The organism is Aequorivita aurantiaca, assembly GCF_030410135.1.
In the GTDB taxonomy this organism is placed as follows: domain Bacteria; phylum Bacteroidota; class Bacteroidia; order Flavobacteriales; family Flavobacteriaceae; genus Aequorivita; species Aequorivita aurantiaca.
In genome coordinates this window covers 143,276-168,419 of sequence record NZ_JAUGQQ010000003.1, presented here as the reverse complement: position 1 = coordinate 168,419, position 25,144 = coordinate 143,276, and the positions used below count along the sequence as shown (strand labels likewise).

The window sequence follows — 25,144 nt, the reverse complement described above, 5'->3', positions numbered from 1 at the left end:
TTAAATGACAAAGATATTAAAGATTAATGGGCTGGGGAAAACTTATAGTAGCGGTTCCAAGCAATTAACCGTGTTACAAAATATTTCCTTTGACGTTCAAAGAGGACAAACTTTTTCCATAGTCGGTCCCTCGGGAAGTGGAAAAACAACCTTATTAGGATTAGCCGCTGGACTCGATACTCCCAGTGCCGGCACTGTGGAATTGTGTGGATATGATCTAAATACCCTCAATGAGGATGAGCGGGCCCAACTTCGCAATAAAAATGTAGGATTTATTTTTCAGGATTTTCAATTATTACCCACATTAACTGCCCTAGAAAATGTAAGTGTGCCTTTAGAGCTGCAAGGTGCAAAAAACGCCGTTGCCAGAGCGAAGGAACTTTTGCAGAAAGTTGGTTTGGCAAATCGCATCCATCATTACCCCTCACAATTATCGGGCGGGGAGCAACAGCGTGTTGCCGTAGCACGGGCTTTTTCCAATAATCCCGCTATTTTATTTGCTGACGAGCCCACCGGAAATTTAGACGAAGAAACCGGCAGCAAGGTGATACAGCTACTTTTTGACCTCAATGAGGAGGCAGGCACTACTTTAGTGATGATCACGCACGATTTGGATTTAGCGGCAAAAACCCAACAGATCCTAAGATTGAAAGGTGGAAAGATTTTAACGAATGAAGCAACAGTAAACATTTGAAAAATTCCCAGTTAAAATCTACAGTGAATCTCTCTTGGCTTTTTAAGATGGCTTGGCGTGATGCAAAGGCAAGCCGGGCGCGACTGTTACTTTTTATGGCTTCCATTATTTTAGGCATTGCAGCCGTAGTTTCCATTCAACTCTTCAGCCAAAACCTTACTGACAATATTCAGCGGCAATCAAAATCCTTGATGGGTGCCGATTTTCTTATTGATACAGATCAGGTTCCGAACGAGCGGGCGCAAGCAATTATAGATTCCCTGAAACCCGATGCTTCGGAAGTGAATTTTGTTTCAATGGTTGCCTTTCCTAAAAAAAATGGAACGAAATTGGTACGCGTCCGCGGATTACAGGGCGATTTTCCTTTTTATGGAGATTTGGAAACACAGCCCGTACAAGCCGCCTTTAACTATCAAACTTCCGGCGGGGCTTTGGTGGACGCCACTTTAATGTTGCAATATAATTTGAACGCTGGCGATTCTATTAAAATTGGCGAAATAACCTTGCCCATCGCTGGTGCATTAAACGCGATTCCCGGAAATTCTGCTGTAGCAAGTTCGGTTGCCCCAATGGTGATTATTCCCTCCCGGTTTGTAGCGGGTACAGAGCTGTTGCAGTTCGGAAGCCGAAAGGAATATCAGTTTTATTACAAACAACCCAATGCAGATTTAATCGCGTTGGAAGAAAAGCTCCAACCAATACTGGAAGCGGAAAATGCAGATTTGGATACCCACACCAGTACGAGCAGTAGATTAGGCCGCCGGTATGAAAATGTTGGTTCTTTCTTAAACCTAACCGCCTTCATCGCACTGCTGTTGGGCTGTGTAGGAATTGCCAGTTCGGTTAATATTTATATAAAGGAAAAAATAAAGGCCATAGCGATTCTAAAATGTTTGGGCGCATCCCGAAAACAAAGCTTTTTGATTTTCTTGATACAAATTGCGGGAATTGGCATCTTGGGGGGCCTAATCGGAACTCTAATTGGGGTAGGGCTTCAGCAGCTTTTTCCGATCGTATTAAAGGAATTTCTACCGTTTGATTTAACCATAACTATTACTGCGCAACCTATAATTATGGGAGTACTTCTGGGCTTGGTGATGTCAATTTTATTTGCGTTACTACCACTTCTGCGCACTTGGTACGTTTCGCCCTTGGAAGTGTTGCGATTTAGCGGCGAGACTTCAAAACAAGCTCATAAGGCTCGCTTCGTTGCCATCGCCGTTATTGTTTTGTTTTTATATGCCATTTCCTATTGGTTGCTTCGGGATTTTTTATTTGCGCTTGCGTTCATAGGAGGAGTATTTATAACCTTCGGAATTTTGACGAGTATTGCCACATTTACAATGCACTTGGTTAAGAAATATTTTCCGAAGGGCGCCGGATTTACTACAAGGCAAAGTTTGCTGAATTTATTTCGTCCCAACAATCAAACTATTGTGCTGCTGGTCGCTATAGGTTTGGGAACATTTTTAATTAGCACACTACACTTTACAAAATATATTTTAATGGATAAAGCCGCCTTGGGGCAAACTGCCGAAAGTGCAAATCTTATTACCATAGACGTACAACCGGATCAAGTCGGGGAGGTTGTAAGCACTTTTAAAGCAAATAATCTACCGGTCTTGGATAATATTCCGCTGGTTACTATGCGGCTGCATAGCATAAAAAATGAATCGGTAAATGAATTGCGAACGGATAGTACATCCATGATCAAAAGCTGGCTTTTAAATCATGAGTTTAGGACCACCTATCGCAATAAGCTTACCGATTCCGAAGAAATTTTGGCAGGACAGTGGGTGACAGAGCAAAGTGCAGACGAAACCATCCAAATCTCCATTTCCGAAAATCTGGCGGAAGATGCCAATGTAACGGTTGGCGATGCTATGGTTTTTAATGTGCAAGGGGTGCTAATGCAAACTGAGGTTGCAAGCATTCGAAAAGTGGATTGGACAACCCTTCAGCCTAATTTTTCAGTCGTTTTTCCAGCAGGCGTTTTGGAAAGCGCGCCACAATTCCATGTTTTGGCAACCTATGCTCCCACTGAGGAGCGTTCGGCAAACCTGCAGCGGGAGCTGGTAACCAAATTCCCAAATGTTTCCGTAATTGATTTAAGACAAATGTTTGCCGTAGTAGAGGATATTCTGAATAAGGTTTCATGGATTATAAATTTTATGGCATTCTTCAGTATCCTTACGGGAATAATTGTATTAATTGGCTCCGTACGTACCAGTAAATATCAGCGTATAAAAGAGAGTGTATTGCTGCGGACCCTCGGCGCAAAAAACAAGCAGATATTGAGCATCACGGCCCTGGAATATTTATTTTTGGGAATTTTGGGCAGTCTCTTGGGAATACTTTTGGCACTAGTTAGCAGTTTGTTATTGGCACTATTTGTATTTGAGGAACCCTTTACACCATCAATATTGCCATTTTTAGTTTTCTTACCCGGAATCTCCCTATTGGTTTTGGTAATAGGATTAAGCAACATTCGCGGAGTTTTAATGAGCTCTCCATTGGAGGTACTTCGGAAGAATGGATAGTTGAATTTTAGAATTTGGAATTTCGCATTTGAAATTGGAATTTTAAAATAAAAATCTCCTATTTTTTCTTAATAGGAGATTTCTTAATATTTCCAGATTCGCTATAACCCGCAGGGTCATTGGATTCTGGCACCTCTTTGGAATTTTCCTTTTTAGGTTCCTTTACGGCTTCAGGTTTGGAATTTGGTTCTTCCGGCCCATCTTGCTTTTCTATATTTTGTTCGTTTTTATTTTTGGGATCTAGCATTGGTGTTTTCTTTTCCATCTTGATATTTTTTGAATTCGGTTATAACTTGTTCAATTTACTCTTCTTCCTTCTTTTCTTTTTTTGCACCTTTTCCATCCGTTTGCGATTTTGGATTGAGGTTATCGTCCTTGGCAATTCCTTTGGCGTGGGGAATGGGGTGCTTTCCTTGTTTGTCTTCAAAATTTGGTGTTTTCATAATTTAAAATTTTAGATTGATAAAATTTGATTTTAATAATTCTGAATACAAGCTATTAAATTCTCAGCGCTTTACCATAAATCCTAACATTATTTAACAACGAAATCATTTTAAAAGTTAAAGGAGGGAAGTAAATAAATCTAGAATCCTGTTTTGGGAAAAGCATTCGTTCAAATCTTGATTTCATATTTCTACGTTCTATTTTGGTCGTTTTTTTTTCGAGATTAAATTTCTACCACTGAACACTGAATACTAACAACTGAATACCTACCACGAATCCTAATCCCTACTTAGCATAGGCATCTGCATGCACATTCTTAACCGCCCTTCCGCTTGGATCGTTCATATTTTTAAAACTGGCATCCCACTCCAAAGCAACGGGACTGCTGCACGCCACAGATGGAACGGAGGGTACACTCAGTGCGGCGGTGTCGCTGGGAAAATGTTCGGCAAAAATGCTTCGGTAATAAAACTCCTCTTTGCTGGTGGGCGTTTGGATGGGAAACTTGTATTTGGCGTTTGCCAATTGCTCGTCGGTTACTTTGTTTGCTACCATTTCCTTTAAGGTATCAATCCAGCTGTAGCCCACGCCGTCGCTAAATTGTTCCTTTTGGCGCCAGGCCACGCTTTCGGGCAACATATCCTCAAAAGCCTTTCGCAACACCCACTTTTCCATTCGCTCACCATTTATCATTTTGTCCTGCGGGTTGATGCGCATTGCCACGTCCATAAATTCCTTATCGAGGAAAGGTACGCGCCCCTCAATGCCCCAACTGGCCAGTGACTTGTTGGCGCGAAGGCAATCGTACATATGCAGTTTGTCCAACTTGCGCACATTTTCTTTATGAAATTCCTCTGCGTTTGGCGCTTTGTGAAAATAAAGGTAGCCGCCAAAAATTTCATCGGCCCCTTCACCGCTCAGCACCATTTTTATGCCCATCGCCTTAATGGCGCGGGCCATTAAATACATAGGCGTGCTGGCACGGATGGTGGTGATGTCATAGGTTTCGAGGTGGTAAATTACATCGCGAATGGCGTCAATACCCTCTTGGATTGTGAATTTTATTTCGTGATGTACAGTCTTTAAATGGTCTGCCACTTTTTGTGCTGCGGCTAGATCTGGGCTGCCTTCCAAACCGATGGCAAAACTGTGCAGCTGTGGCCACCAAGCGCCTTCCGTATCTTCGCTTTCAATACGCTTTTCGGCATATTTTTTTGCAATGGCGGAAGTAATGCTGCTGTCCAGCCCCCCGGAAAGTAAAACGCCGTAAGGCACATCACTCATCAATTGGCGGTGTACGGCGGCTTGCATTGCCTTGCGGAGTTCCGCAATGTTGGTTTCGTTGTCCTTTACGTTTTCATAATCCATCCAATCGCGAGAGTACCAACGTTTCAGTTCGCCTTCGCGACTGTCCAAATAATGGCCGGGAGGAAAGAGTTCAATTTTGGTACAAACGCCTTCCAAGGCTTTCAGTTCCGAAGCTACATAAAATGTGCCATGCTGGTCCCATCCCATATATAGCGGAATGATTCCCATATGGTCACGCGCCACAAAGTAGTTGTCATTTTCTATATCGTAAAGTGCAAAGCCGAAGATGCCGTTCATTTCATCTAAAAAGCTTGAACCTTTTTCCTTGTATAAAGGAAGGATTACCTCGCAGTCGCTCTTGGTTTGGAAGTCATAATTTTTGAATTGCTTCCGAAGTTCCATATGATTATAGACTTCACCATTTGCGGCGAGTACCAAGTTGCCATCACTGCTGAAAAGCGGTTGTTTCCCAGAAGTTGGATCCACAATCGCGAGCCGCTCGTGTGCCATAATTGTTTTGTCGTTGCTGAAAATTCCGCTCCAGTCCGGCCCGCGGTGACGGATACATTTCGACATTGATAATACTTGAAGCCTAAGCGATTCCGCTGGTTCTTTAAGTTTGAATGCACATACAATTCCACACATGATTTCAATTTTTATTGGTTAGTTACTTATTAAAAAAATCGCATCCCAGCCCTCCCTTTAAAGGGGGAAGGAGCTTTTACTTCAAAATTCCCCCTTTGAAAGGGGGCAAGGGGGATGTAAAAAAAAAGCCTGTCAAGAAAAAACTTGACAGGCCCTATATCGCGACAAGTTTTTGTTACGGCAGCTCGTTATTATTATTATTATTATTATTATTATTTAATCTGAAACGTATCATAAACTTCTTTTGCTTTAACTGTTTGGCTAATTTAATGTAATAAATTTAAGCTTTCCAAAAATTTTCCGAAGAAAATTCATTTAATTGTTCAATGAAATGAAAATTCCGATGAAATGCTTTAATGCTTCAAACCCATCCTATTAGTAATCTTATAACTATCTCAAAAGAAATAGCAATTCCACCGGAAGATTGTTTTTATCAATTTCGTTTCCGTTTGTGTCGTAAAAAACATATTGCATCTGCATATCATCCATTAATTTCACCAAATAAATTTCCCGTTGCGGATAATATAGAGATATAAATTCAGAATTATGGATGGTGAAATCTTTATAATTTTCTTCAATCTTTAAGCGAACAGGCGCTGGAATTATTTCCCCCGGAATAAATTCAGAATGGTAAAGTAACAATCCATCGGGGAAATACGAGGCTGAAAAACCAGGTCTACCGTCTTCCTCAAATTTTGCAATATAACGTAAGTTAGGGGCATCTTGCATTTCATTTATTTTTTGAACCTGCCACTCAGACACAAAATTGGTTGGGAAAACACTTTTTTGTCGTTCCAATACAGGAAGTGGTACTTCAGATTGAGGTATAAATTGGGTGTTATTCTTGACGTTTTGCGCCGGAAGGACTGCTGAAAAAAGCAGGAATAATAAAAGTGTGTAAATCTTTCTCATAGCGTTAATATTTAAAAATACGCTATAAGATACGCAGGTTAGCCCACTAATAACAATACTTTAGCGTTATCTTAACTTGGGAAATTCCGCCGGATTAGCCTCATGCATAATTTCATAAACCCTTTCATATACATCTTCCACGGAAGGTTTTGTAAAATAGTCGCCGTCGGTTCCATAGGGTGGGCGATGCGCTTTCGCGGTGAGTGTTTGAGGTTTGCTGTCCAAATGTTTGTATGCACCTTGCGTTTCAACAATGTGGTTTAAAATATACGCCGCAGCCCCGCCCGGAACGTCTTCATCAATTACCAAAAGCCTATTGGTTTTGGCCACGCTTTTCACCATATCTTGATTTAAATCTAAGGGAAGCAGGGATTGCACATCAATAACCTCGGCATTTATTCCCGCTTGTTGCAGTTCCTTCGCGGCTTCTTCCACAATGCGCAGTGTGCTTCCGTAAGAAACCAACGTGATGTCAGTACCTTCTTTTACGGTTTCCACGACCCCTATTGGGGTTTTAAGTTCGCCTAGATTATTTGGCATTTTTTCTTTTAAACGGTAGCCGTTCAAGCATTCTATCACCAAAGCGGGTTCATCGGTTTCAAGCAGGGTGTTATAAAAGCCGGCGGCTTTGGTCATATTGCTAGGCACGAGAATGTACATCCCTCGAAGCAAATGAACTAAGCCGCCCATTTGCGAACCGCTGTGCCAAATGCCTTCAAGCCTGTGCCCACGGGTGCGGACAATCAACGGTGCTTTTTGGGTGCCATTGGTTCGGTATCGAACTGTTACTAAATCGTCGCTCATTATTTGCAGGGAGTACAAAACGTAATCGAGATATTGAATTTCTGCAATGGGGCGCAGGCCGCGCATCGCCATCCCGATTCCCTGTCCGAGAATGGTGGCTTCCCTAATTCCCGAATCGGCAACTCTCAGTTCGCCGTATTTTTCCTGCATTCCTTCCAGACCTTGGTTCACGTCCCCAATTGTACCGCTGTCTTCACCAAAAATCAATACTTCGGGATGCTTGCTGAAAATAGCATCAAAATTATCACGAAGGATCACTCGGCCGTCCACTTCCTCGGCATCGCTGGCGTAGGAGGGAAGGACCTCTTTTATTGTAGTGGCATTTTCCTTTGCTTCGGAATAGAGATGCGCGCTGTATTTGGGTTGGATTATTTCGAAATAATTATTGATCCAATCCTGCAGTTGTTTCTTTTCGGAAGACTGCTCGCTAACGGTGTATCGCAACGCTCTACGGGCAGCGGCAAGAATATTTCTTCGTAATGGCTCCGTTTCCGAAGTCAATTCGTTCTTTATTGTTTCAACGAAATTTTTATTGGCGCTGTTTTCGGCGAGATTCCCTAGCAATAAAACGGCTTCATCCTTTTCCTTTTTCTGGGGCGCGAGGAAGGCTTCCCAAGCCGCCTTTTTTCCATCGCGAACTTGTTTTTTTATTTCGTTTTCAATTTTTGTTAGAGCTTCATCTGTAGCAATATCGCTGGCAATTATCCATTCGCGCATTTTTACATTACAGTCGTATTCAGCCTCCCACTGCAAACGTTCTTTACTTTTGTAGCGTTCATGCGAGCCGCTTGTACTGTGGCCCTGTGGCTGCGTTAATTGTTGCACGTGGATTAAAACGGGAACGTGCTCTTCGCGCGCAATTGTGGAAGCACGGTTGTAAACCTCTATAAGTTCCGGATAATCCCAGCCCTTAACACGGATTATTTCATACCCATTTTCATCTTCGGTTCGCTGAAAACCTTTTAATATTTCAGAAATGTTCTCTTTGGTTGTCTGGTATTTTGCGTGAACGGAAATTCCGTATTCATCGTCCCAAATACTCATTACCATCGGCACTTGAAGCACACCCGCAGCGTTTATGGTTTCCCAAAACAGTCCTTCGCTGGTACTTGCGTTTCCAATGGTTCCCCAGGCTACTTCATTCCCATTTATGGAGAAATTGGTTTTGTTTTCAATCCCCTTTACGTTTCTAAAAATTTTTGATGCCTGCGCCAATCCTAGCAAACGGGGCATTTGCCCAGCTGTGGGGGAAATATCTGCGCTACTGTTTTTTTGTTGTGTAAGGTTTTTCCAACTGCCGTCCTCATTTAAACTGTGGGTTGCAAAATGACCACCCATTTGTCTTCCGGCGCTCATTGGGTCGGCTTTTATATCGGTATGCGCGTATAGACCCGCAAAAAACTGTTCAACCGTAAGCTGGCCAATGGCCATCATAAAAGTTTGATCGCGATAATAGCCACTGCGCCAATCGCCATTCTTGAACGCTTTTGCCCACGCTAATTGGGGAATCTCCTTTCCATCACCAAAAATCCCAAACTTTGCTTTGCCGGTAAGCACTTCGCGACGGCCCAACAAACTACACTCACGGCTGGTTACTGCTATTTTATAATCGTTTAGAACGGTTTCCTTAAAATCTTCGAAAGAAATTTCGCCGTTAGTTTTTGGGTCAGTCTGCATTCTATAAATTTTTTTGATTATTGCAAAAATAGCGAAATCGGCCGTGGTTCGCAATGCTTAATTATTCACAAGTCAATTGCGAATTATAAAAATGTATATCAATTTTATAACTAATACCTCTTCGGCAACGGCATTTGCACTGGAAATTAGTTATTTAAACATATCCAAACCAGGAATGTTGGGCATTCCTTCTTTTGCTACGGCTGCAACTTCAGTTTCGTGCACATTTGTGGCTTTTTCGATTGCTTTGTTTAAGGTTAGTATTAAATAGTCTTCCAGTTGCTCCTTGTCCTCCAAGAGGCTGTCATCAATTGCAATGGATTTTATTTTCCGGTTGGCAGTAAGTGTTATTTTCAACAGGCCATCGTGGCTTGCTTCACCAATAAGCACTGTGTCTAAGCGTTTTTTTGTGGCTTCTACTTTTTCTTGGGTTTCTTTCAGTTTGCCCATCATTCCCATTAAATCTCCAAACATATTTTTATATTTTAATTTGGTCCAAATTTACTACTTTGTGGTACAATTCAACAATTATATAATGATGAAAAAATATGCCTTCCTTTCAATTGCATCCCTTATTTTTGCCGCTTCAATAAATGCGCAGGAAATTTCAAAACCTAATATGAAAATTACTCCCCCGAAAGCCCAAAAAATCCAAAAGCAGTTAACTGCCCACGGTGATGTTCGCATCGATGAATTTTATTGGCTAAACAATCCCGAAGATGAAAAGGTTATTGATTATTTAAAGGAGGAAAACCTTTATTATGAATCGATGACCGCCCACACTAAAAAATTCAAAGAGGATCTGTTCGAGGAAATGAAGGCGCGCATAAAGGAAAATGATCAGTCAGTTCCCTATAAATTGAACGGTTATTTTTACATCACCAGATTCGAAACCGGAAAGGATTATCCAATTTATACCCGTAAAAAGGGCTCGCTTCACGCTAAAGAGGAAATTCTTTTTGATGTAAATGAAATGGCAAAAGGACATTCCTACTACAACCTTACCGGCTTAAATGTTTCCGAGGACAATAAACTTATTTCCTTCGGGGTGGATACGTTAAGCCGAAGAAAATATGACATATATATAAAAAACCTTGAAACAGGGGAAATTTATCCCGAGCGTATTCCGCTAACTACGGGAAGCGCTACTTGGGATAGCAATAATTCGGTTTTATTTTATACTCGAAAGGACGAAAAAACCCTTCGCGCCGATAGAATTTATCGCCATACTCTGGGAACCGACCCCATTACGGACGAACTGATATTTACAGAAGAAGATGAAACCTTCGGCACCTATGTGTATAAAACAAAGTCGAAAAAATTCATTGTTATTGGATCATACAGTACATTAACATCGGAATACCGAGTTTTGGAGGCCAATAATCCCACGGGTGATTTCAGGATTTTCCAACCGCGGGAACGAGGACTGGAATATAGTATTTCCCACTTTGGCGATAATTGGTATGTATTGACAAATAAGGACAACGCTCTTAATTTTAAATTGATGAAAACTGCGGAAGGCGCAACTACCCAAGAAAATTGGGTAGATATGATTCCGCATAGGAATAATGTTCTGTTAGAGGATATTGATATTTTCAAGGATTTTTTGGTGGTCAGCGAACGCAACAATGGGCTAACCCAAATACGAATCAAAAAATGGGATGGGAACGCGGATTATTACCTGCCCTTCGACAATGAAACCTATACGGCACATACTACGCAAAATCCAGAATTCGACACAAAAATATTACGCTACGGTTATAATTCCTTGAATACGCCCGCCTCGGTAATTGATTTCAATATGGAAACCAAAGAGAAAACTGTACTAAAGGAAACAGAGGTTTTGGGTGGCAAATTTGATAAAAATAACTATGAAACCGAGAGGCTGTGGGCCAATGCAACGGACGGCACAAAAATTCCCATGTCGGTTATTTACAGAAAGGGAATTAAAAAAGATGGCAAAAACCCATTGCTCATTTATGGGTACGGATCCTATGGCGCCACAGTGGACCCATATTTCTCATCCGTGCGCTTAAGCCTGCTGGATCGTGGTTTTATATATGTTATAGCCCACATCCGCGGCGGAGAATATATGGGCCGACAATGGTATGAGGATGGAAAATTGCTTAAAAAGAAAAATACGTTTACCGATTTTATTGATGCCTCCAAATATTTAATTGAACAAGGCTACACTTCCCCAGAACATCTTTACGCTTCGGGAGGTTCCGCAGGGGGGCTTCTTATGGGCGCAATAGTAAATATTGCGCCGGAATTATACAACGGCATCATAGCTTCGGTCCCTTTTGTTGATGTGGTTACCACCATGCTTGATGACTCAATTCCATTGACTACCGGTGAATATGACGAATGGGGAAATCCTAATGATCCGGAATATTATAACTACATGAAAAGTTATTCACCCTATGATAATGTGCAAGCCAGAAACTATCCGAACATTCTTGTTACCACAGGATTGCACGATAGCCAAGTGCAATATTGGGAACCCGCCAAATGGGTGGCCAGGATTCGCGACAAAAAAACTGATTCCAACCAACTTCTTTTGCAAACAAATATGGATGCGGGCCATGGTGGCGCTTCCGGGCGTTTTGAAGCACTCAAGGAGGTAGCAATGGACTATGCATTTCTGTTGGATTTGGAAGGAATTACAGAGTAATAAAAATATTTACTTACCTTTGTGCGGTTAAAATTTTCAGTTTCAGGCTGAAGTCATTTTAAAACCAATACCCTCTTTATGAAAGAAGAAATAAAAGCCCACAATAACGTGTTGGAACTTATAGGTAACACACCGTTGATAAAGCTTAACAAAATTACCCAGAATCTAAAAGGTAATTATTTCGCAAAAGTTGAAGCGTTCAATCCAGGACACTCTACCAAAGACCGTATTGCACTCTATATTATTGAAGAAGCCGAGAGAAAGGGAATCCTTAAACCAGGCGATACCATTATTGAAACTACAAGCGGAAACACCGGCTTTAGCATCGCAATGGTTAGTATAATAAAAGGTTATGAATGTATATTGGCTGTAAGTTCAAAATCTTCGGCTGATAAGATTGATATGCTTAAAACCATGGGGGCCAAAGTGTATGTTTGCCCGGCTCACGTGAGTGCAGACGATCCACGTTCCTATTACGAAGTGGCCAAAAAATTGCACAATGAAATTAAAGGTTCGGTTTACATAAATCAATATTTTAATGAATTGAATATTGATGCCCATTACCAAACCACTGGCCCAGAAATTTGGGAACAGACCGCGGGAAAAATTACGCATTTGGTAGCTTGCAGTGGCACGGGCGGCACTATTTCAGGAGCGGCGCGTTTTTTAAAGGAACAAAATCCTGATATAAAAGTTATAGGAATTGATGCATACGGATCAGTTCTTCAGAAATACCACCAAACAATGGTATTTGATGCCAATGAAATCTATCCATACCGAATAGAAGGTTTGGGTAAAAATTTGATTCCAACTGCTACCGATTTCACTATCATTGACAAATTCGAAAAAGTAACGGATGAGGCAAGTGCCCATACAGCTCGTGAATTGGCAAAAACAGAAGGACTATTTGTTGGATATACCAGCGGTGCCGCAATGCAAGGCATAAAACAATTGGAAGAAGAAGGGGAATTTGACGAAGCAAGCAACGTTGTTGTTATTTTTCCAGATCACGGGTCTCGTTATATGAGCAAAATTTATAATGATGAATGGATGCAAAAACAAGGTTTCTTCGATTCAGAAACTGCCGAAATCCATCAAATAGAATACATCAAATAATTTTAGACTTACACTTGTGGATACACGTTATTTAAAACCGATTGAAAATTTTCAATCGGTTTTTTAATTTAATATAATTTTTGCGGATAGGGCACACCAAAATCATATATCGTAAATCTTGCTATGCTGATTTATTTATTTAATTTTGCCAACCAATTTAATCACTATTATTGATGAAAGATTTATTTGATAAAATCTACAAGGATAAAGGGCCATTAGGAAAATGGGCCGAGCAGGCGGAAGGCTATTTTGTTTTCCCAAAACTGGAAGGTCCCATTTCCAACCGAATGAAATTTAAGGGCAAAGAGGTTATAACCTGGAGCATCAATGATTATTTGGGCCTCGCCAACCACCCCGAAGTGAGAAAAACAGATGCTGAAGCTGGCGCAAAATGGGGCTCGGCATACCCAATGGGTGCTCGAATGATGAGTGGCCACACCGATCTTCACGAGCAACTGCAACGCGAACTTGCCGCATTTGTACACAAGGAAGCCGCTTATTTATTGAATTTTGGCTATCAAGGAATGGTTTCTACCATTGATGCACTTGTTTCAAAAGATGACGTGATTGTTTATGATGTTGACGCCCACGCCTGTATTATAGACGGCGTCCGTCTTCACTTGGGGCAACGTTTTACGTACAAGCACAACGATATGGAAAGTATCGAAAAAAACCTGCAACGCGCCGAAAAGGTTGCTGAAAAAACCGGCGGTGGAATTTTGCTTATTTCCGAAGGGGTTTTTGGAATGCGCGGCGAACAGGGTAAGTTGAAAGAAATTATCGAGCTTAAGAAAAAATACAACTTCCGCTTTTTTGTGGATGACGCGCACGGATTCGGAACACTCGGAAAAACAGGTGCCGGAGCGGGCGAGGAACAAGGCGTACAGGATGGTATTGATGTTTATTTTGCAACTTTTGCAAAATCAATGGCCAGCACGGGCGCTTTTATTGCAGGCGATGAGGAAATAATGAATTATCTGAAATACAACTTACGTTCCCAGATGTTTGCAAAATCGTTGCAGATGCAGTTGGTGGAAGGTGCGCTAAAACGTTTGGATATGCTGCGCACAATGCCCGAGCTTAAAAACAAACTATGGGAAAATGTAAACGCATTACAAAACGGACTCAGGAAAAAAGGTTTTGATTTGGGCACCACGCAAAGCTGTGTAACGCCCGTTTATTTAAAAGGAAGCATTCCTGAGGCGATGGCTTTGGTAAAAGATCTTCGTGAAAACCACGGTATTTTCTGCTCAATTGTAGTGTATCCAGTAATCCCGAAAGGGTTGATTTTGTTGCGAATGATTCCAACAGCCACCCATACAATGCAAGATATAGAAGAAACACTTACGGCTTTTTCTGCCATACGCGAGCGATTGGAGAATGGAACTTACAAACGTCTTTCCGCAGCCGTTGCTGAAGCGATGGGCGAAAAAATCTAAAACAAATTATTGTATAGGGGAAAATCCACCTTATTTAGGTGGATTTTTTAATTTATATATCCTTCCTAAAAGTACTCCGTTCCTTATGTTGCACAGGATTGTAATCCTTCCAAAGCAATTGCACGGCAGTATTCTCCTTCAATTCTGGATTTGTTTCAACGGTATGAATTCCTTTTGAATTAAAGAGATGTTGCATTTCCTCAAAAATAATCGCCGTAACTCCTTTTCCTTGGTATTCTGGGTCTATTCCAATTAAATAAAACGCAGCGGTATCGTTCTTTTTTTGCGCCTGCAAAATATAATTCCAACCAAAAGGGAAAAGTTTTCCATTCGCTTTTTTCAAGGCTTTGGAAAAGGAAGGCATTACAATAGAAAAGGCAATTAACTTTCCTGCTTCATCCTTGATGCAACAAATATAATCGGGGTGAATAAAGCTGAAATATTTCTTTTTGTAATAGTCAATTTGGTATTGCTGGATGGGAACAAAGGTTTGTAAAGTGTTGTAGGTTTTATTTAAAAGACCGAACATTTCATCTACGTAAGGCAAAATCTCCTTTTTGTCCTTAAAGCGAATAACGGAAAGTTTGTACCGCTCCCGAACAATCTTCGAAAATTTTGCAACTTTTTCGAAAATAGTTTCGGGGATTTTAAGGGTATATTCCACCCAAGTTGCCTGTTTTTCAAAACCAAGTTTTTTCATGTGCTCGGCATAATAGGGATAATGATACCAAGTAATCATGGTGTTCATTTCCTCGTAACCCAGTGTCAAAATCCCAGCTTTTTCCATATTGCTGAACCCAACGGGACCTTCAGCGTATTCGAGGTTGTGCTCTCGGCCCTTTTCAAAAGCTTTTTCCAAAAGTGCTTTGGTCACTTCAATATCGTCCACCATATCCAGCCATCCGAAACGGATTTTTTTCTTTCCAATTTCGTTCACTTCCAAATGGTTCAGAATAACAGCAATTCTTCCAACCACTTCATCATTTTTATAGGCAAAATAATACCAAGCTTCGGCATTCTGAAAAACCGGATTTTTTTCGGTATCTAAAGTTTCCATTTCGTCCTTAATCAATGATGGAACCCAATATTTACTATCTTTATAAAGCTTAAAGGGAAAAGTCACAAACTTTTTCAGTTCGCTGTTGGAGGTTAGTTGTTTTACAGTAATCATATAATAAAATTATTCGCCATTATCTTCTGGAACCAATTCTTCCTCTCTTGCGTCCTTTTTATCCTTCTTTTCCTTTTCTTTCAGCTCTTTATTGGCATCATCTTCCAGATATTCATCTTTGTCGTGCATATCAAACCGATAGGCAACACCTGCACGGCCATAAAACTTTGACGGGGTATCTTTAAAGCTATAGGTTAGGGAAAGGTCCACCTGAAAATTTTCGTTGATCAACGTTGCCGCGCCACCGCGAAGTAATTGGTCTGAATAGAAATCACTTTTAAGACCTTGGTTCTCCAAAAATACTGAGAACCAGCGGTTGGTGGCGTGAGTTAGCGTGACAATGTATCCATAGGTTGGAAAATCCGTAGTTACTCGATCTACTATAATATTCGTCACAAAAACCCAACCACCAATAAAATTATTTTGTGTTGAAAGAACGAATTTCGGACTAATTTTTCCTTCTGGTTCGGGTGTAAATGGATTGTCGGCGAAATCAAAATTGGCTCCGGCATATATGGAAATTGCCGGAATTAAATCCGCCCACTGTGTTCGATTGTTTGCCTTCCAACTATAAAGGTTTGGCCCTTTCAATTCGCGTTTTCGATATGGGTCGTAGATTAAATATTTCGCACCCAAGGTATTGCTTTTAAAATTTGAAAGGCTGTATTCCCTTGCTGTTGTTGATCGGTTGTCCGTTACATTGTTTGATTGGAATTCACACATTAAGCTCACCTCAAGGAGCTCTTTCCAGAAACCATAACGAACAGAATAATCTATTGCCCAAGCATTTGTTTCAGTTTCCAATAGATCGTGCTTTTCCTTTCCATAGCTAAATCCTGTTTCAAACTGAAGCACGTTGGTACCAACGGCAAAAGCGCCTTGTGAACCCCCCGGACGATTGGTATTAATCATTTCGGTGTACTGCGCAAACACGGTTGGAAAGGTAAAAAAGCAAAGGAAAAATGAATAGGGAAATTTAATGTTCATGGAAAGTTGGGTTTAGTTCAAAGATATAAGATTTTACCATTTATTTAATAGAGAACATTCGTCTTTTTCTGCATCAATACTTATTTTTGGAATCAATTTTACAATTATGATAACATTCCTAAAAACGATTTTAATCGTTCTTCTGGTATATTTTGGGCTTAAATTTTTGATCAGGCTCGCCACCCCATATTTAATGCGTTACATTTCAAAAAAGGCCGGGCAGCAGTTTGAGCAATTCTTCGGAAACAATTCAAATATGGGCAACCAGCGTGAAAAAGAGGGAAATATAACCATTGATAAAAATCCATCCCGCAATTCCCGCTCCAGCAAAAAAGTTGGGGAATATGTTGAATATGAAGAGGTGGAGTGAAGCTGGGTGTTGGATGATCGTATAAGATATACACCCGTCACACAGCATCCGTCATTCAACATTTTTTCATAATTTCCCCACTTCATATTCCAAAACCAAATTATGCAACCCGACTATAAAAAATTTCTTCCGCATCTCGTTGTTTTCGTTTTGTTTATCGTGGCCTCGCTGGCATATTTCAACCCTGTTTTGCAGGGCAAGAAAATATTTCAAAGCGATATTGTGCAGTACACGGGCATGGCAAAGCAGCAAAACGATTTCAGAAATGAAACCGGCGAAGAAACTTATTGGACCGATGCGGCTTTTGGCGGGATGCCAACCTATCAATTGGGCGCCAAATACCCAAACAATTATATAAAACAGCTAGATCTGGCCATTCGTTTTCTACCGCGCCCTGCGGATTATCTTTTTCTATATTTTATTGGAATGTACATCCTTTTCTTGGTGCTAAAAGTGGATTATAAATTGGCATTTCTCGGCGCTTTGGCATTTGGTTTTTCCACTTATTTGATAATAATTTTAGGCGTCGGGCACAACGCAAAGGCCCATGCCATTGCTTATATGCCGCTCGTTTTGAGTGGAATTTTTCTCACCTTCCGCGGAAAATATATTTGGGGATTTTTATTGCTGACTGTTTCAATGGCTCTTGAATTGGTGGCGAACCACTTCCAAATGACATATTATTTAATGCTTTTGGTCATAATAATTGGCATCGTATATTTGATTGATGCTGTTAAAAAGAAATTATTGCCACATTATTTTAAGGCAGTGGGCATAATGGCTGTTGCTGTAATTCTTGCCATTGGTTTAAATGCGACGAATATTTTGGCAACCCAGGAATATGCCGAAACTTCAACCCGTGGAAAAACCGAATTAACTAATAATGTGGACGGCACTCCAAAAGATAACAAAACAGGTTTAGATTACGATTACATTACCGAGTACAGCTACGGAAAACTTGAGAGTTTTAACCTGTTTATCCCGCGGTTTATGGGCGGCAGTTCCTCCGAAGCATTTCCGAAGGATTCAAAAACCGTGGAAAGTTTGATGCGGATGGGTGCTTCATCGCAAGAGGCGAACCAAGTTTTAAGCCAAATTCCGATGTATTGGGGCGATCAGAGTTTTGTGGGAGCGCCGGCTTATGTAGGTGCAATTATTATTTTTCTGGCGGTATTGGCTCTGTTTTTGGTTCGCGGACGATTAAAGTGGTGGGTGATTTCAGCGTTTGCATTAACATTGCTGCTGTCGTGGGGAAAGAATTTCAGCGGCCTTACGGAATTCTTTATTGCAAATGTTCCGTTATACGATAAATTTCGCGCGGTTTCTTCAATCCAAGTTATTATTGAATTAATCCTTCCAATACTAGCTATTGTTGGGTTGCACCAGTTTTTCAACCATTTTGAAAGGGATGCGGAAAAAAGAAAGGCATTAATTTATTCCACCGGAATTGTGGGCGGACTTACTTTAATTTTTATTCTTTTTAAAAATACCCTTTTCGATTTTGCCGGTCCTTATGACAGTTACTTTAGGGACGAAATGGGCTTGCCTTTTGTGGAGGCAATCCGCGAGGATAGAATGTCATTGTTCACCTCCGATGCTATCCGTTCGCTGATCTTTGTGATATTGACAGCTGCCGTGCTTTGGTTTTTTATAAAAGGAAAATTGAAAAAGGGCTTTGCCATTGCAGCACTTTCTGTTTTGGTGATAATAGATTTGGTGGGCGTTGACAGACGATATGTAAACGAAGAGGCATTTGTACAGGCAAAATTGGTGGATGAGCCTTTTCAGAAAAATGCCGCTGACGATCAAATTTTGAATGATGAGGGCCATTATCGAGTTTATGATGCTACAACTAATGCTTTCAACAGTGGGCGCGCTAGCTATTTTCACAAAACCTTGGGCGGATATCACGCCGCGAAACCAGGCCGTATGCAGGATTTATACGAATATTATATCAGCCAAGGAAATATTGGAATTCTGAATATGATGAACGTGCGCTATATTATAGTGCAAAACAAAAACGGTGGGGCAGTGGCGCAGCGCAACCCATATGCCAACGGTAACGCGTGGTTTGTTGATAATGTTCTTCCGGCCGATAATGCCAATGAGGAAATACAATTATTGGATAGTTTGGATACTAAAAGAGTCGCAGTAATTAACAAGGAATTTCTTCCGCAAGTCCCAAATCGGAACATTGGAAGGGATAGCACCGCCACTATTGAATTGTTCAGCTATAAACCCAACCATTTGGTTTATGAAGCGTCCTCTGCCACTGAACAATTGGTTATATTTTCCGAAGTTTATTATCCACATGGGTGGAATGCGTACATCAACGGGAAACCTGCGGAATATTTCCGCGCCAATTATTTGCTACGTGCAATGGCCATTCCTTCGGGAAACAACAAAATCGAATTTAAATTTGAACCCGAAGTAATCCAAACTGGAAGCACCATTTCATTGATAAGCAGTATTATTTTTCTCTTGATTCTGTTGAGCGGTATTTATTTTGCTTTTAAGAAGAAAGATAAAGGAGAATCAGCTTAATTATTTTGTATTAGGTTGAAAAAATATTTAAGCTATTCGCTTTATTCAGAATCAAACCAATAATAATTAATCACATAATAACCCATAATGAAACGCGCCCTAATCATCACATATTATTGGCCACCCGCGGGTGGGCCGGGCGTTCAGAGATGGTTAAAATTCGTAAAATATTTCAGGGAGTTTGGCGTGGAACCGATTGTGTATGCGCCGGAAAATCCCAACTATCCTTTTGTCGATGAAAACTTTTCAACAGAAATTCCTTCCGACATTGAAATATTAAAGGCCCGGATTAACGAGCCATATCGTTTTGCAAAGATTTTCTCAAAAAAGAAAACCAAACAGATAAGTAGCGGGATTATTTCCAATAAGAAAATTTCATCGCTTGAAAAATTCATGCTCTACATCCGCGGAAATTTTTTCATTCCCGATGCGCGTGTGGCTTGGGTGAAACCATCGGTAAAATTTCTTTCAAAATATATTTCTGAAAATCCTGTGGATGTGGTGATTACAACAGGTCCACCGCACAGTCTTCATCTTATTGGAAAGCAACTTCAAAAGGAATTAGACGTGAAATGGATTGCGGACTTTCGTGACCCGTGGACAACAATTCACTATCACAAATCCCTTCGATTGAACAAAACTTCCGAAAGAAGACATAAGGAATTGGAAGCTTCGGTTTTGAAATCAGCGGATATAATAACGGTAACGAGCCCCACGACGAAAAAGGAATTTGAAACGATTACCAGCACGCCGATAGAGATAATTACCAATGGCTTTGATAATTCCAAAGAAATTGATTTTGAACTGGATTGCCTCTTTTCAATTTCGCACATTGGGTCACTTTTAAGTGAACGCAATCCGGAGGTTTTATGGAAAGTTCTTTCGGAAATTTGTAAGGAAAGTAAAACTTTTAAAAATGATTTGATGCTGAAATTTGCTGGCGCCGTAAGCGATGAAGTGAAGAAGAGTCTTGAAAGTTTGAATCTTTTAGAGAATTGCAGTTTTTTGGGTTACATTTCACATTCCGAGGCGCTAAGGCTTCAGCGGGAAAGCCAACTGTTGCTTTTGGTGGAAATAAACAGTGCCGAAACGCGAGCAATTATTCCCGGAAAACTTTTTGAATATTTGGCGGCGAAGCGCCCAATAATAGCGTTGGGGCCAAAGGAAAGCGATATTGAGGGAATTATTGACGAAACGCAATCGGGCAAATTTTTCGGTTACTGGGATAACGAAGAATTGAAAGGGGAAATACTTCAATTGTACGAAAAATATAAAAGTGGAAAGTTGGTAATTATTTCTCAAGGAATCGAAAAGTACAGCAGACGCGAAATCACAAAGCGTATGGCTTCACTAATTGTAAATTCTTAAATAAAAAAGTAAACCCCCGATCTTCACTGTTAGTGATTCACAGGGGTTTAACCAACCAACCAAAAAACTTTCTTATCCTCTTCCTCTTGAGCCCACTTCTTTCGTGGTATTTCCTCTTGAGGAGTTTCTCCCATCACTGCTACGTGAGGCGGTGTTTGATTTTGACACTGTTTTCCTGCCTGCGGATTGCCGATTTGGTGAAGCTACCTTCGCACTTGAGGTAGTGCTACGAGTACTTTTTGAAGAAACGCGTTGCGTCTGCTGATTTTCTACATTTCTTCCATTATTTGTACGTTGCGTTTGTTGCGACCGTACCGAATTTTCACCTCGAATGGCTTTTACATCTTTAGTAGAAGTATTGCTTTTGCGAATAGAATTATTTTCACCCGCATTCTCCCTATTTCTTGTGGAAGCAGTACTGGAATTTCTTTGTGAACTACGTGTGCTTCTATCAACCGATGTTGCGCCTTTACTGTTAATGCTACTATTTCTAATTGCGGAGCCGCTTCTTGAAACGTTGGTTTGATCTACACGGCTGTTTCGGCTATCGTTATTTCTAACTGCGCTATTACGTTGGGTTTGGTTGCTTCTTAAAGTGCTATTTGTACGTGTATTGTTTGAAGCAACCATAGTGTTAGCACGGTTTGGGTTGTAATTTCTATTTACAGTGGCCCTCCCATTTTTGTCATAAATACGGCTTCCGGGACGGTAAAAATCTCTTCGGCCATTGTGATATGCTGTGCGACTTCTATTTTTATAATAAACCAAATGATCGTGGTAGCTATACCTTACGGGACTGTAATATCTTCTATAGGGCATATCATACACCACGCAGTGGGTGTAAATGGGCGGGGCATAATACACGTGCCACGGACGATAAACATAATAGGGGTTATGCATATTAATAACTCCGGAGCAATGGGAGAAATATCCATAATTATTATAGATTACATTCAATCCGCCAACTCGTACAATCCTTCTATTATTGTAGCGAATATCAACGCTTCCGGCTTGTGTAATTCTACCATATTCGTCATAATATATGGGTACATTTTCCACTTGAATTACTGCGCCGTAATCATCATACTGTACGTAGGTTTCATAATCATAGCCTGAATTGAAGCTGATGTTAACGTTGGGAGTATTAATGACTACTTGGGATGAAGTTTGTGGGCCAATATAAACAAAGTCAAACTGACCATCGGGAAAAACTGAGAATTCCACATCGCCTTCCACAAATATATAGGCGTTACCGTTATAACCTTTTCTGTGATTGTCATTATTTTTTGCGGATGTTTGATTGGTTGAAAATCCAACGAACAGGATGCTGAAAATTAGGGCGAGATTTTTCATAAATGTTGAAAATTTAATAGGTTCGTACTTGCTTTATTTTTTTGGTCAGCTGAGCACGTTGGTATTTTACCAACGACCGTGCCAAGTTTTAAAAGTGTTTTTTTGAAAATTGAAGCAGGAATATTCATAAAATAAAAAATCCGCCAAAGTGTTTTATCACATTTGACGGATTTTAAAAACTAACCAACCAAAAACTAAAAACTATATATTTTCTATTTTTGGTTTCAATTAGTGTGCCATAAAAGTATAATATCTTATAGTTTATCTTTTAAATAATAGGCAGTAAAAGAATCCTTTATTTGAACGATTTTTTCGGGAGTTCCTTGTGCCACAATATTTCCTCCATTTTCGCCGCCCTCCGGGCCCAAGTCTATTATAAAATCAGCACATTTTATCAAATCCAAATTGTGCTCAACTACTATTACGGTATGCCCTTTTTCCAATAGAGCATAAAAGGAAGCCAATAATTTTTTAATATCATGGAAGTGAAGCCCCGTTGTGGGTTCATCAAATATAAACACGGTTTTTTCCTTGGATGTTCCCTTCACCAAAAAAGATGCTAATTTGATACGTTGTGCCTCGCCTCCAGAAAGCGTGGAAGAGCTTTGGCCTAACTGAACATAGCCCAGCCCCACATCCTGCAAGGGTTGTAACTTTGCCGCAATTTTATCTTGTTTGTGCTCATTAAAAAATTTCACCGCATCATCTACAGTCATGGTAAGAACGTCATCAATATTCTTGTTTTGGAAAGTTACTTCCAAAACTTCTTTTTTGAAACGTTTTCCATTACAGGTGTCACAAATCAAATGCACATCCGCCATGAATTGCATCTCTATTGTAACTTCGCCTTCTCCATTACAGGTTTCGCAACGCCCGCCATCAACATTGAAACTGAAATGTTTGGCTTTATAACCCCGTATATCTGAAAGTTTTTGGGATGCATAAAGATTCCGGATGTCATCGTAGGCTTTAATATAGGTTACTGGATTGCTTCGGCTGGAACGGCCAATCGGGTTCTGGTCAATAAATTCAATACTTTTTATTGTTCCAAAATCCCCTTTTATTTCTGAAAATTGGCCGGGTTTTTCGCCGTATCCACCAATTTCCCTCATTAAAGCGGGATAAAGAATTTTCTTCACCAAAGTGCTTTTTCCGCTACCGGAAACTCCTGTAACCGCCGTGAAAATATTTAACGGAAAGGTTACGTCAATGTTTTTAAGATTGTTTTGCCTGGCGCCTCTAATGGAAATTTTGTTTTTTGAGGTTCGTCGCTTTTTCGGTACTTCAATTTCCATTTCGCCGTTCAAATATTTGGCCGTAAGAGAACTGGATTTTAGTATTTCGGCATAACTTCCCTGGGCAACAACCTCGCCGCCAAATGTTCCCGCTTCGGGGCCAATGTCTATGATTTGATCGGCCGCTTTCATAATGTCTTCGTCGTGTTCAACTACAATAACTGTATTTCCTAAGTCACGGAGAGATTGTAGAACAGTGATCAATCTTTCGGTATCCTTTGGATGGAGCCCGATGCTGGGTTCGTCCAATATATACATGGAGCCAACAAGGCTACTTCCAAGAGAGGTTGCAAGATTTATTCGTTGCGATTCGCCTCCGGATAGAGTGTTCGATTTTCGGTTTAGGGTAAGATATCCTAGGCCAACATCTTCCAAAACCTTCAGGCGGTTATTGATTTCGAGCAACAAGCGTTTGGCCACCTTTTCTTCAAATTTCGTAAGTTTAATTTTTTTGAAAAAATCCGCAGCTCTATCCAGCGGTAATTCCACCAATTCTTGAATTGCAGTACCGTTTATTTTTACATAGCCAGCTTCGGGACGCAGACGCTTTCCCTTACAGGTTGTGCATTTCGTTTTTCCGCGATAACGCGAGAGCATTACTCTGTTTTGTATTTTATAGCTTTTGGATTCCAAAAAAGAGAAGAAGGAATTTAGGCCCTCAAAATATTTATTTCCTTCCCAGACCAGTTGTTTTTGGGTGTCGGATAGCTGGAACCAAGGTTTGTGGATTGGAAAATCAAATTTGTAGGCATTGTTCACCAATTGATCTCGATACCAACTCATACTTTCGCCGCGCCAAGGAAATATGGCATTTTCATAAACGGAAAGCGCTGTGTTTGGAATTACCAAATCCTCATCAATACCAATCACATCCCCATAACCTTCGCAAGTGGGGCATGCGCCATAAGGATTGTTAAAACTGAAAAGATGAACATTGGGCTCCATAAAAACCATGCCATCAGCTTCAAAACGATTGTTGAACGACGTAATTTTTTTGGTTGAGAGCTCCTCAATAAAAAGTTCTCCCTTTCCTTCAAAAAAGGCAATTTCAACTGCGTCCGCAAGACGGTTGTAGAAATCGTCTTCCTCCTTGGTGATTATTCGGTCAATAACCAAATCAATATTCCCCGGCAAGATTTTATCATGCAATTCGTCAATTCTGAAAATTTCCCCTTTGCTCTTAATCCTAGAATACCCCTGTTGGGCAAGAGCTTGAATTTTGTTGTCGATCGATCTGTTTTTTTCCAAATGAACTGGCGCAAGAAGCAGTAGTTTTTCACCTTCCGGAAATTTTTTTATGAAATTAATGACATCCGTTGTTGTGTCCTTTTTAACTTCTTTTCCCGAAATTGGCGAAATGGTTTTTCCAATACGGGTATATAATAACTTTAAATAATCATATACTTCCGTGGAGGTACCCACTGTCGACCGCGGGTTGGTGGAATTTACTTTTTGTTCAATGGCAATTGCTGGCGCTATTCCTTTAATGGAATCAACCTTTGGTTTGTCCAGCCTTCCTAAAAATTGGCGAGCATAGCTGGAAAGGCTTTCTACATATCGCCGCTGGCCTTCAGCATATAAAGTGTCAAAAGCGAGGCTAGATTTTCCACTTCCAGAAAGCCCGGTAATAACCACTAATTTATTTCGAGGAATTGCGACTGTTATGTCCTTAAGGTTGTGGAGTTTTGCCCCCTGAATCAGGATATTTTTTTTAGTATCAAATGTTTCTGCAATCAATTTAAATCTTCTTAATTTTTAGCTTTTAGCAAAGATAGTATATCAGCATTAGGAATGCATCCTCGT

18 protein-coding genes are annotated in these 25,144 nt (G+C 40.5%); 8 read left to right on the top strand and 10 right to left on the bottom strand.

The annotated features are described in order from the left end of the window. Nucleotides 1-4 precede the first annotated feature (4 nt). Together QRD02_RS06500 and QRD02_RS06495 are read left to right on the top strand one after the other, a co-directional pair. Nucleotides 5-694, top strand: a complete 690-nt coding sequence (locus QRD02_RS06500) for an ABC transporter ATP-binding protein (protein WP_290254120.1) — start codon at nt 5-7, stop codon at nt 692-694. 47 nt (nt 695-741) lie between these two features. After that, nucleotides 742-3,234: an ABC transporter permease gene (locus tag QRD02_RS06495; RefSeq protein WP_290254334.1), complete on the top strand. Its 2,493-nt coding sequence runs from the start codon at nt 742-744 to the stop codon at nt 3,232-3,234. 58 nt (nt 3,235-3,292) lie between these two features. Here QRD02_RS06495 and QRD02_RS06490 read toward each other — a convergent pair whose 3' ends face one another. The 6 genes from QRD02_RS06490 to QRD02_RS06465 all read right to left on the bottom strand — a co-directional run bounded on the left by QRD02_RS06490 (nt 3,293) and on the right by QRD02_RS06465 (nt 9,498). After that, nucleotides 3,293-3,499: a hypothetical protein gene (locus QRD02_RS06490; protein WP_290254119.1), complete on the bottom strand. Its 207-nt coding sequence runs from the start codon at nt 3,497-3,499 to the stop codon at nt 3,293-3,295. 37 nt (nt 3,500-3,536) lie between these two features. Next, nucleotides 3,537-3,677 (bottom strand): hypothetical protein, encoded by a 141-nt coding sequence (locus QRD02_RS06485; RefSeq protein WP_290254118.1) that lies wholly within the window; start codon nt 3,675-3,677, stop codon nt 3,537-3,539. Nucleotides 3,678-3,963: 286 nt separating this feature from the next. Then, on the bottom strand, nt 3,964-5,631 hold the full coding sequence (asnB, locus tag QRD02_RS06480; RefSeq protein ID WP_290254117.1) for an asparagine synthase B: 1,668 nt from the start codon (nt 5,629-5,631) through the stop codon (nt 3,964-3,966). Nucleotides 5,632-6,021: 390 nt separating this feature from the next. Then, nucleotides 6,022-6,543: a hypothetical protein gene (locus QRD02_RS06475; protein ID WP_290254116.1), complete on the bottom strand. Its 522-nt coding sequence runs from the start codon at nt 6,541-6,543 to the stop codon at nt 6,022-6,024. Nucleotides 6,544-6,609: 66 nt separating this feature from the next. Next, complete coding sequence (locus tag QRD02_RS06470; RefSeq protein ID WP_290254115.1) at nt 6,610-9,024, bottom strand: alpha-ketoacid dehydrogenase subunit alpha/beta; 2,415 nt, start codon at nt 9,022-9,024, stop codon at nt 6,610-6,612. A 150-nt stretch (nt 9,025-9,174) separates the two neighbouring features. Further along, complete coding sequence (locus tag QRD02_RS06465) at nt 9,175-9,498, bottom strand: YbaB/EbfC family nucleoid-associated protein (protein ID WP_290254114.1); 324 nt, start codon at nt 9,496-9,498, stop codon at nt 9,175-9,177. Nucleotides 9,499-9,562: 64 nt separating this feature from the next. On the opposite strand from QRD02_RS06465, the gene QRD02_RS06460 reads away from it, so the two are divergent. From QRD02_RS06460 to capB, 3 genes are all read left to right on the top strand, one after another. Beyond that, complete coding sequence (locus tag QRD02_RS06460) at nt 9,563-11,698, top strand: S9 family peptidase (protein WP_435373024.1); 2,136 nt, start codon at nt 9,563-9,565, stop codon at nt 11,696-11,698. 78 nt (nt 11,699-11,776) lie between these two features. Then, entirely contained in the window at nt 11,777-12,814 is a 1,038-nt protein-coding gene (capA, locus tag QRD02_RS06455) for a cysteate synthase (RefSeq protein WP_290254112.1), read from the top strand. Between the two features lie 173 nt (nt 12,815-12,987). Continuing rightward, nucleotides 12,988-14,253 carry a cysteate-C-fatty acyltransferase gene (gene capB / locus QRD02_RS06450; protein WP_290254111.1) on the top strand — a complete coding sequence of 422 codons (1,266 nt, stop codon included), beginning with the start codon at nt 12,988-12,990 and terminating at the stop codon, nt 14,251-14,253. Nucleotides 14,254-14,305: 52 nt separating this feature from the next. Here the strand turns inward: capB and QRD02_RS06445 are convergent, their stop codons facing one another. Both QRD02_RS06445 and QRD02_RS06440 read right to left on the bottom strand, forming a co-directional pair. After that, the gene (locus QRD02_RS06445; RefSeq protein WP_290254110.1) at nt 14,306-15,424 is read right to left on the bottom strand and encodes a GNAT family N-acetyltransferase; all 1,119 of its coding nucleotides are present in this window, start codon (nt 15,422-15,424) and stop codon (nt 14,306-14,308) included. Nucleotides 15,425-15,433: 9 nt separating this feature from the next. Further along, nucleotides 15,434-16,411, bottom strand: coding sequence for a transporter (locus QRD02_RS06440; RefSeq protein WP_290254109.1), 978 nt, complete (start codon nt 16,409-16,411; stop codon nt 15,434-15,436). A 106-nt stretch (nt 16,412-16,517) separates the two neighbouring features. On the opposite strand from QRD02_RS06440, the gene QRD02_RS06435 reads away from it, so the two are divergent. The 3 genes from QRD02_RS06435 (at nt 16,518) to QRD02_RS06425 (ending at nt 20,693) form a co-directional block, all read left to right on the top strand. Further along, on the top strand, nt 16,518-16,781 hold the full coding sequence (locus tag QRD02_RS06435; protein WP_290254108.1) for a DUF4834 family protein: 264 nt from the start codon (nt 16,518-16,520) through the stop codon (nt 16,779-16,781). Nucleotides 16,782-16,883: 102 nt separating this feature from the next. Continuing rightward, on the top strand, nt 16,884-19,325 hold the full coding sequence (locus tag QRD02_RS06430; RefSeq protein ID WP_290254107.1) for a YfhO family protein: 2,442 nt from the start codon (nt 16,884-16,886) through the stop codon (nt 19,323-19,325). Nucleotides 19,326-19,412: 87 nt separating this feature from the next. Continuing rightward, the gene (locus tag QRD02_RS06425; protein ID WP_290254106.1) at nt 19,413-20,693 is read left to right on the top strand and encodes a glycosyltransferase family 4 protein; all 1,281 of its coding nucleotides are present in this window, start codon (nt 19,413-19,415) and stop codon (nt 20,691-20,693) included. A gap of 72 nt (nt 20,694-20,765) precedes the next feature. On the opposite strand, the gene QRD02_RS06420 is transcribed toward QRD02_RS06425, so the two are convergent. Both QRD02_RS06420 and uvrA read right to left on the bottom strand, forming a co-directional pair. Further along, nucleotides 20,766-22,046, bottom strand: a complete 1,281-nt coding sequence (locus QRD02_RS06420; protein ID WP_290254105.1) for a hypothetical protein — start codon at nt 22,044-22,046, stop codon at nt 20,766-20,768. A 254-nt stretch (nt 22,047-22,300) separates the two neighbouring features. Next, a complete protein-coding gene (gene uvrA, locus QRD02_RS06415; RefSeq protein ID WP_290254104.1) occupies nt 22,301-25,078 on the bottom strand; it encodes an excinuclease ABC subunit UvrA in 2,778 nt (925 codons plus the stop codon). Nucleotides 25,079-25,144: the final 66 nt, after the last annotated feature.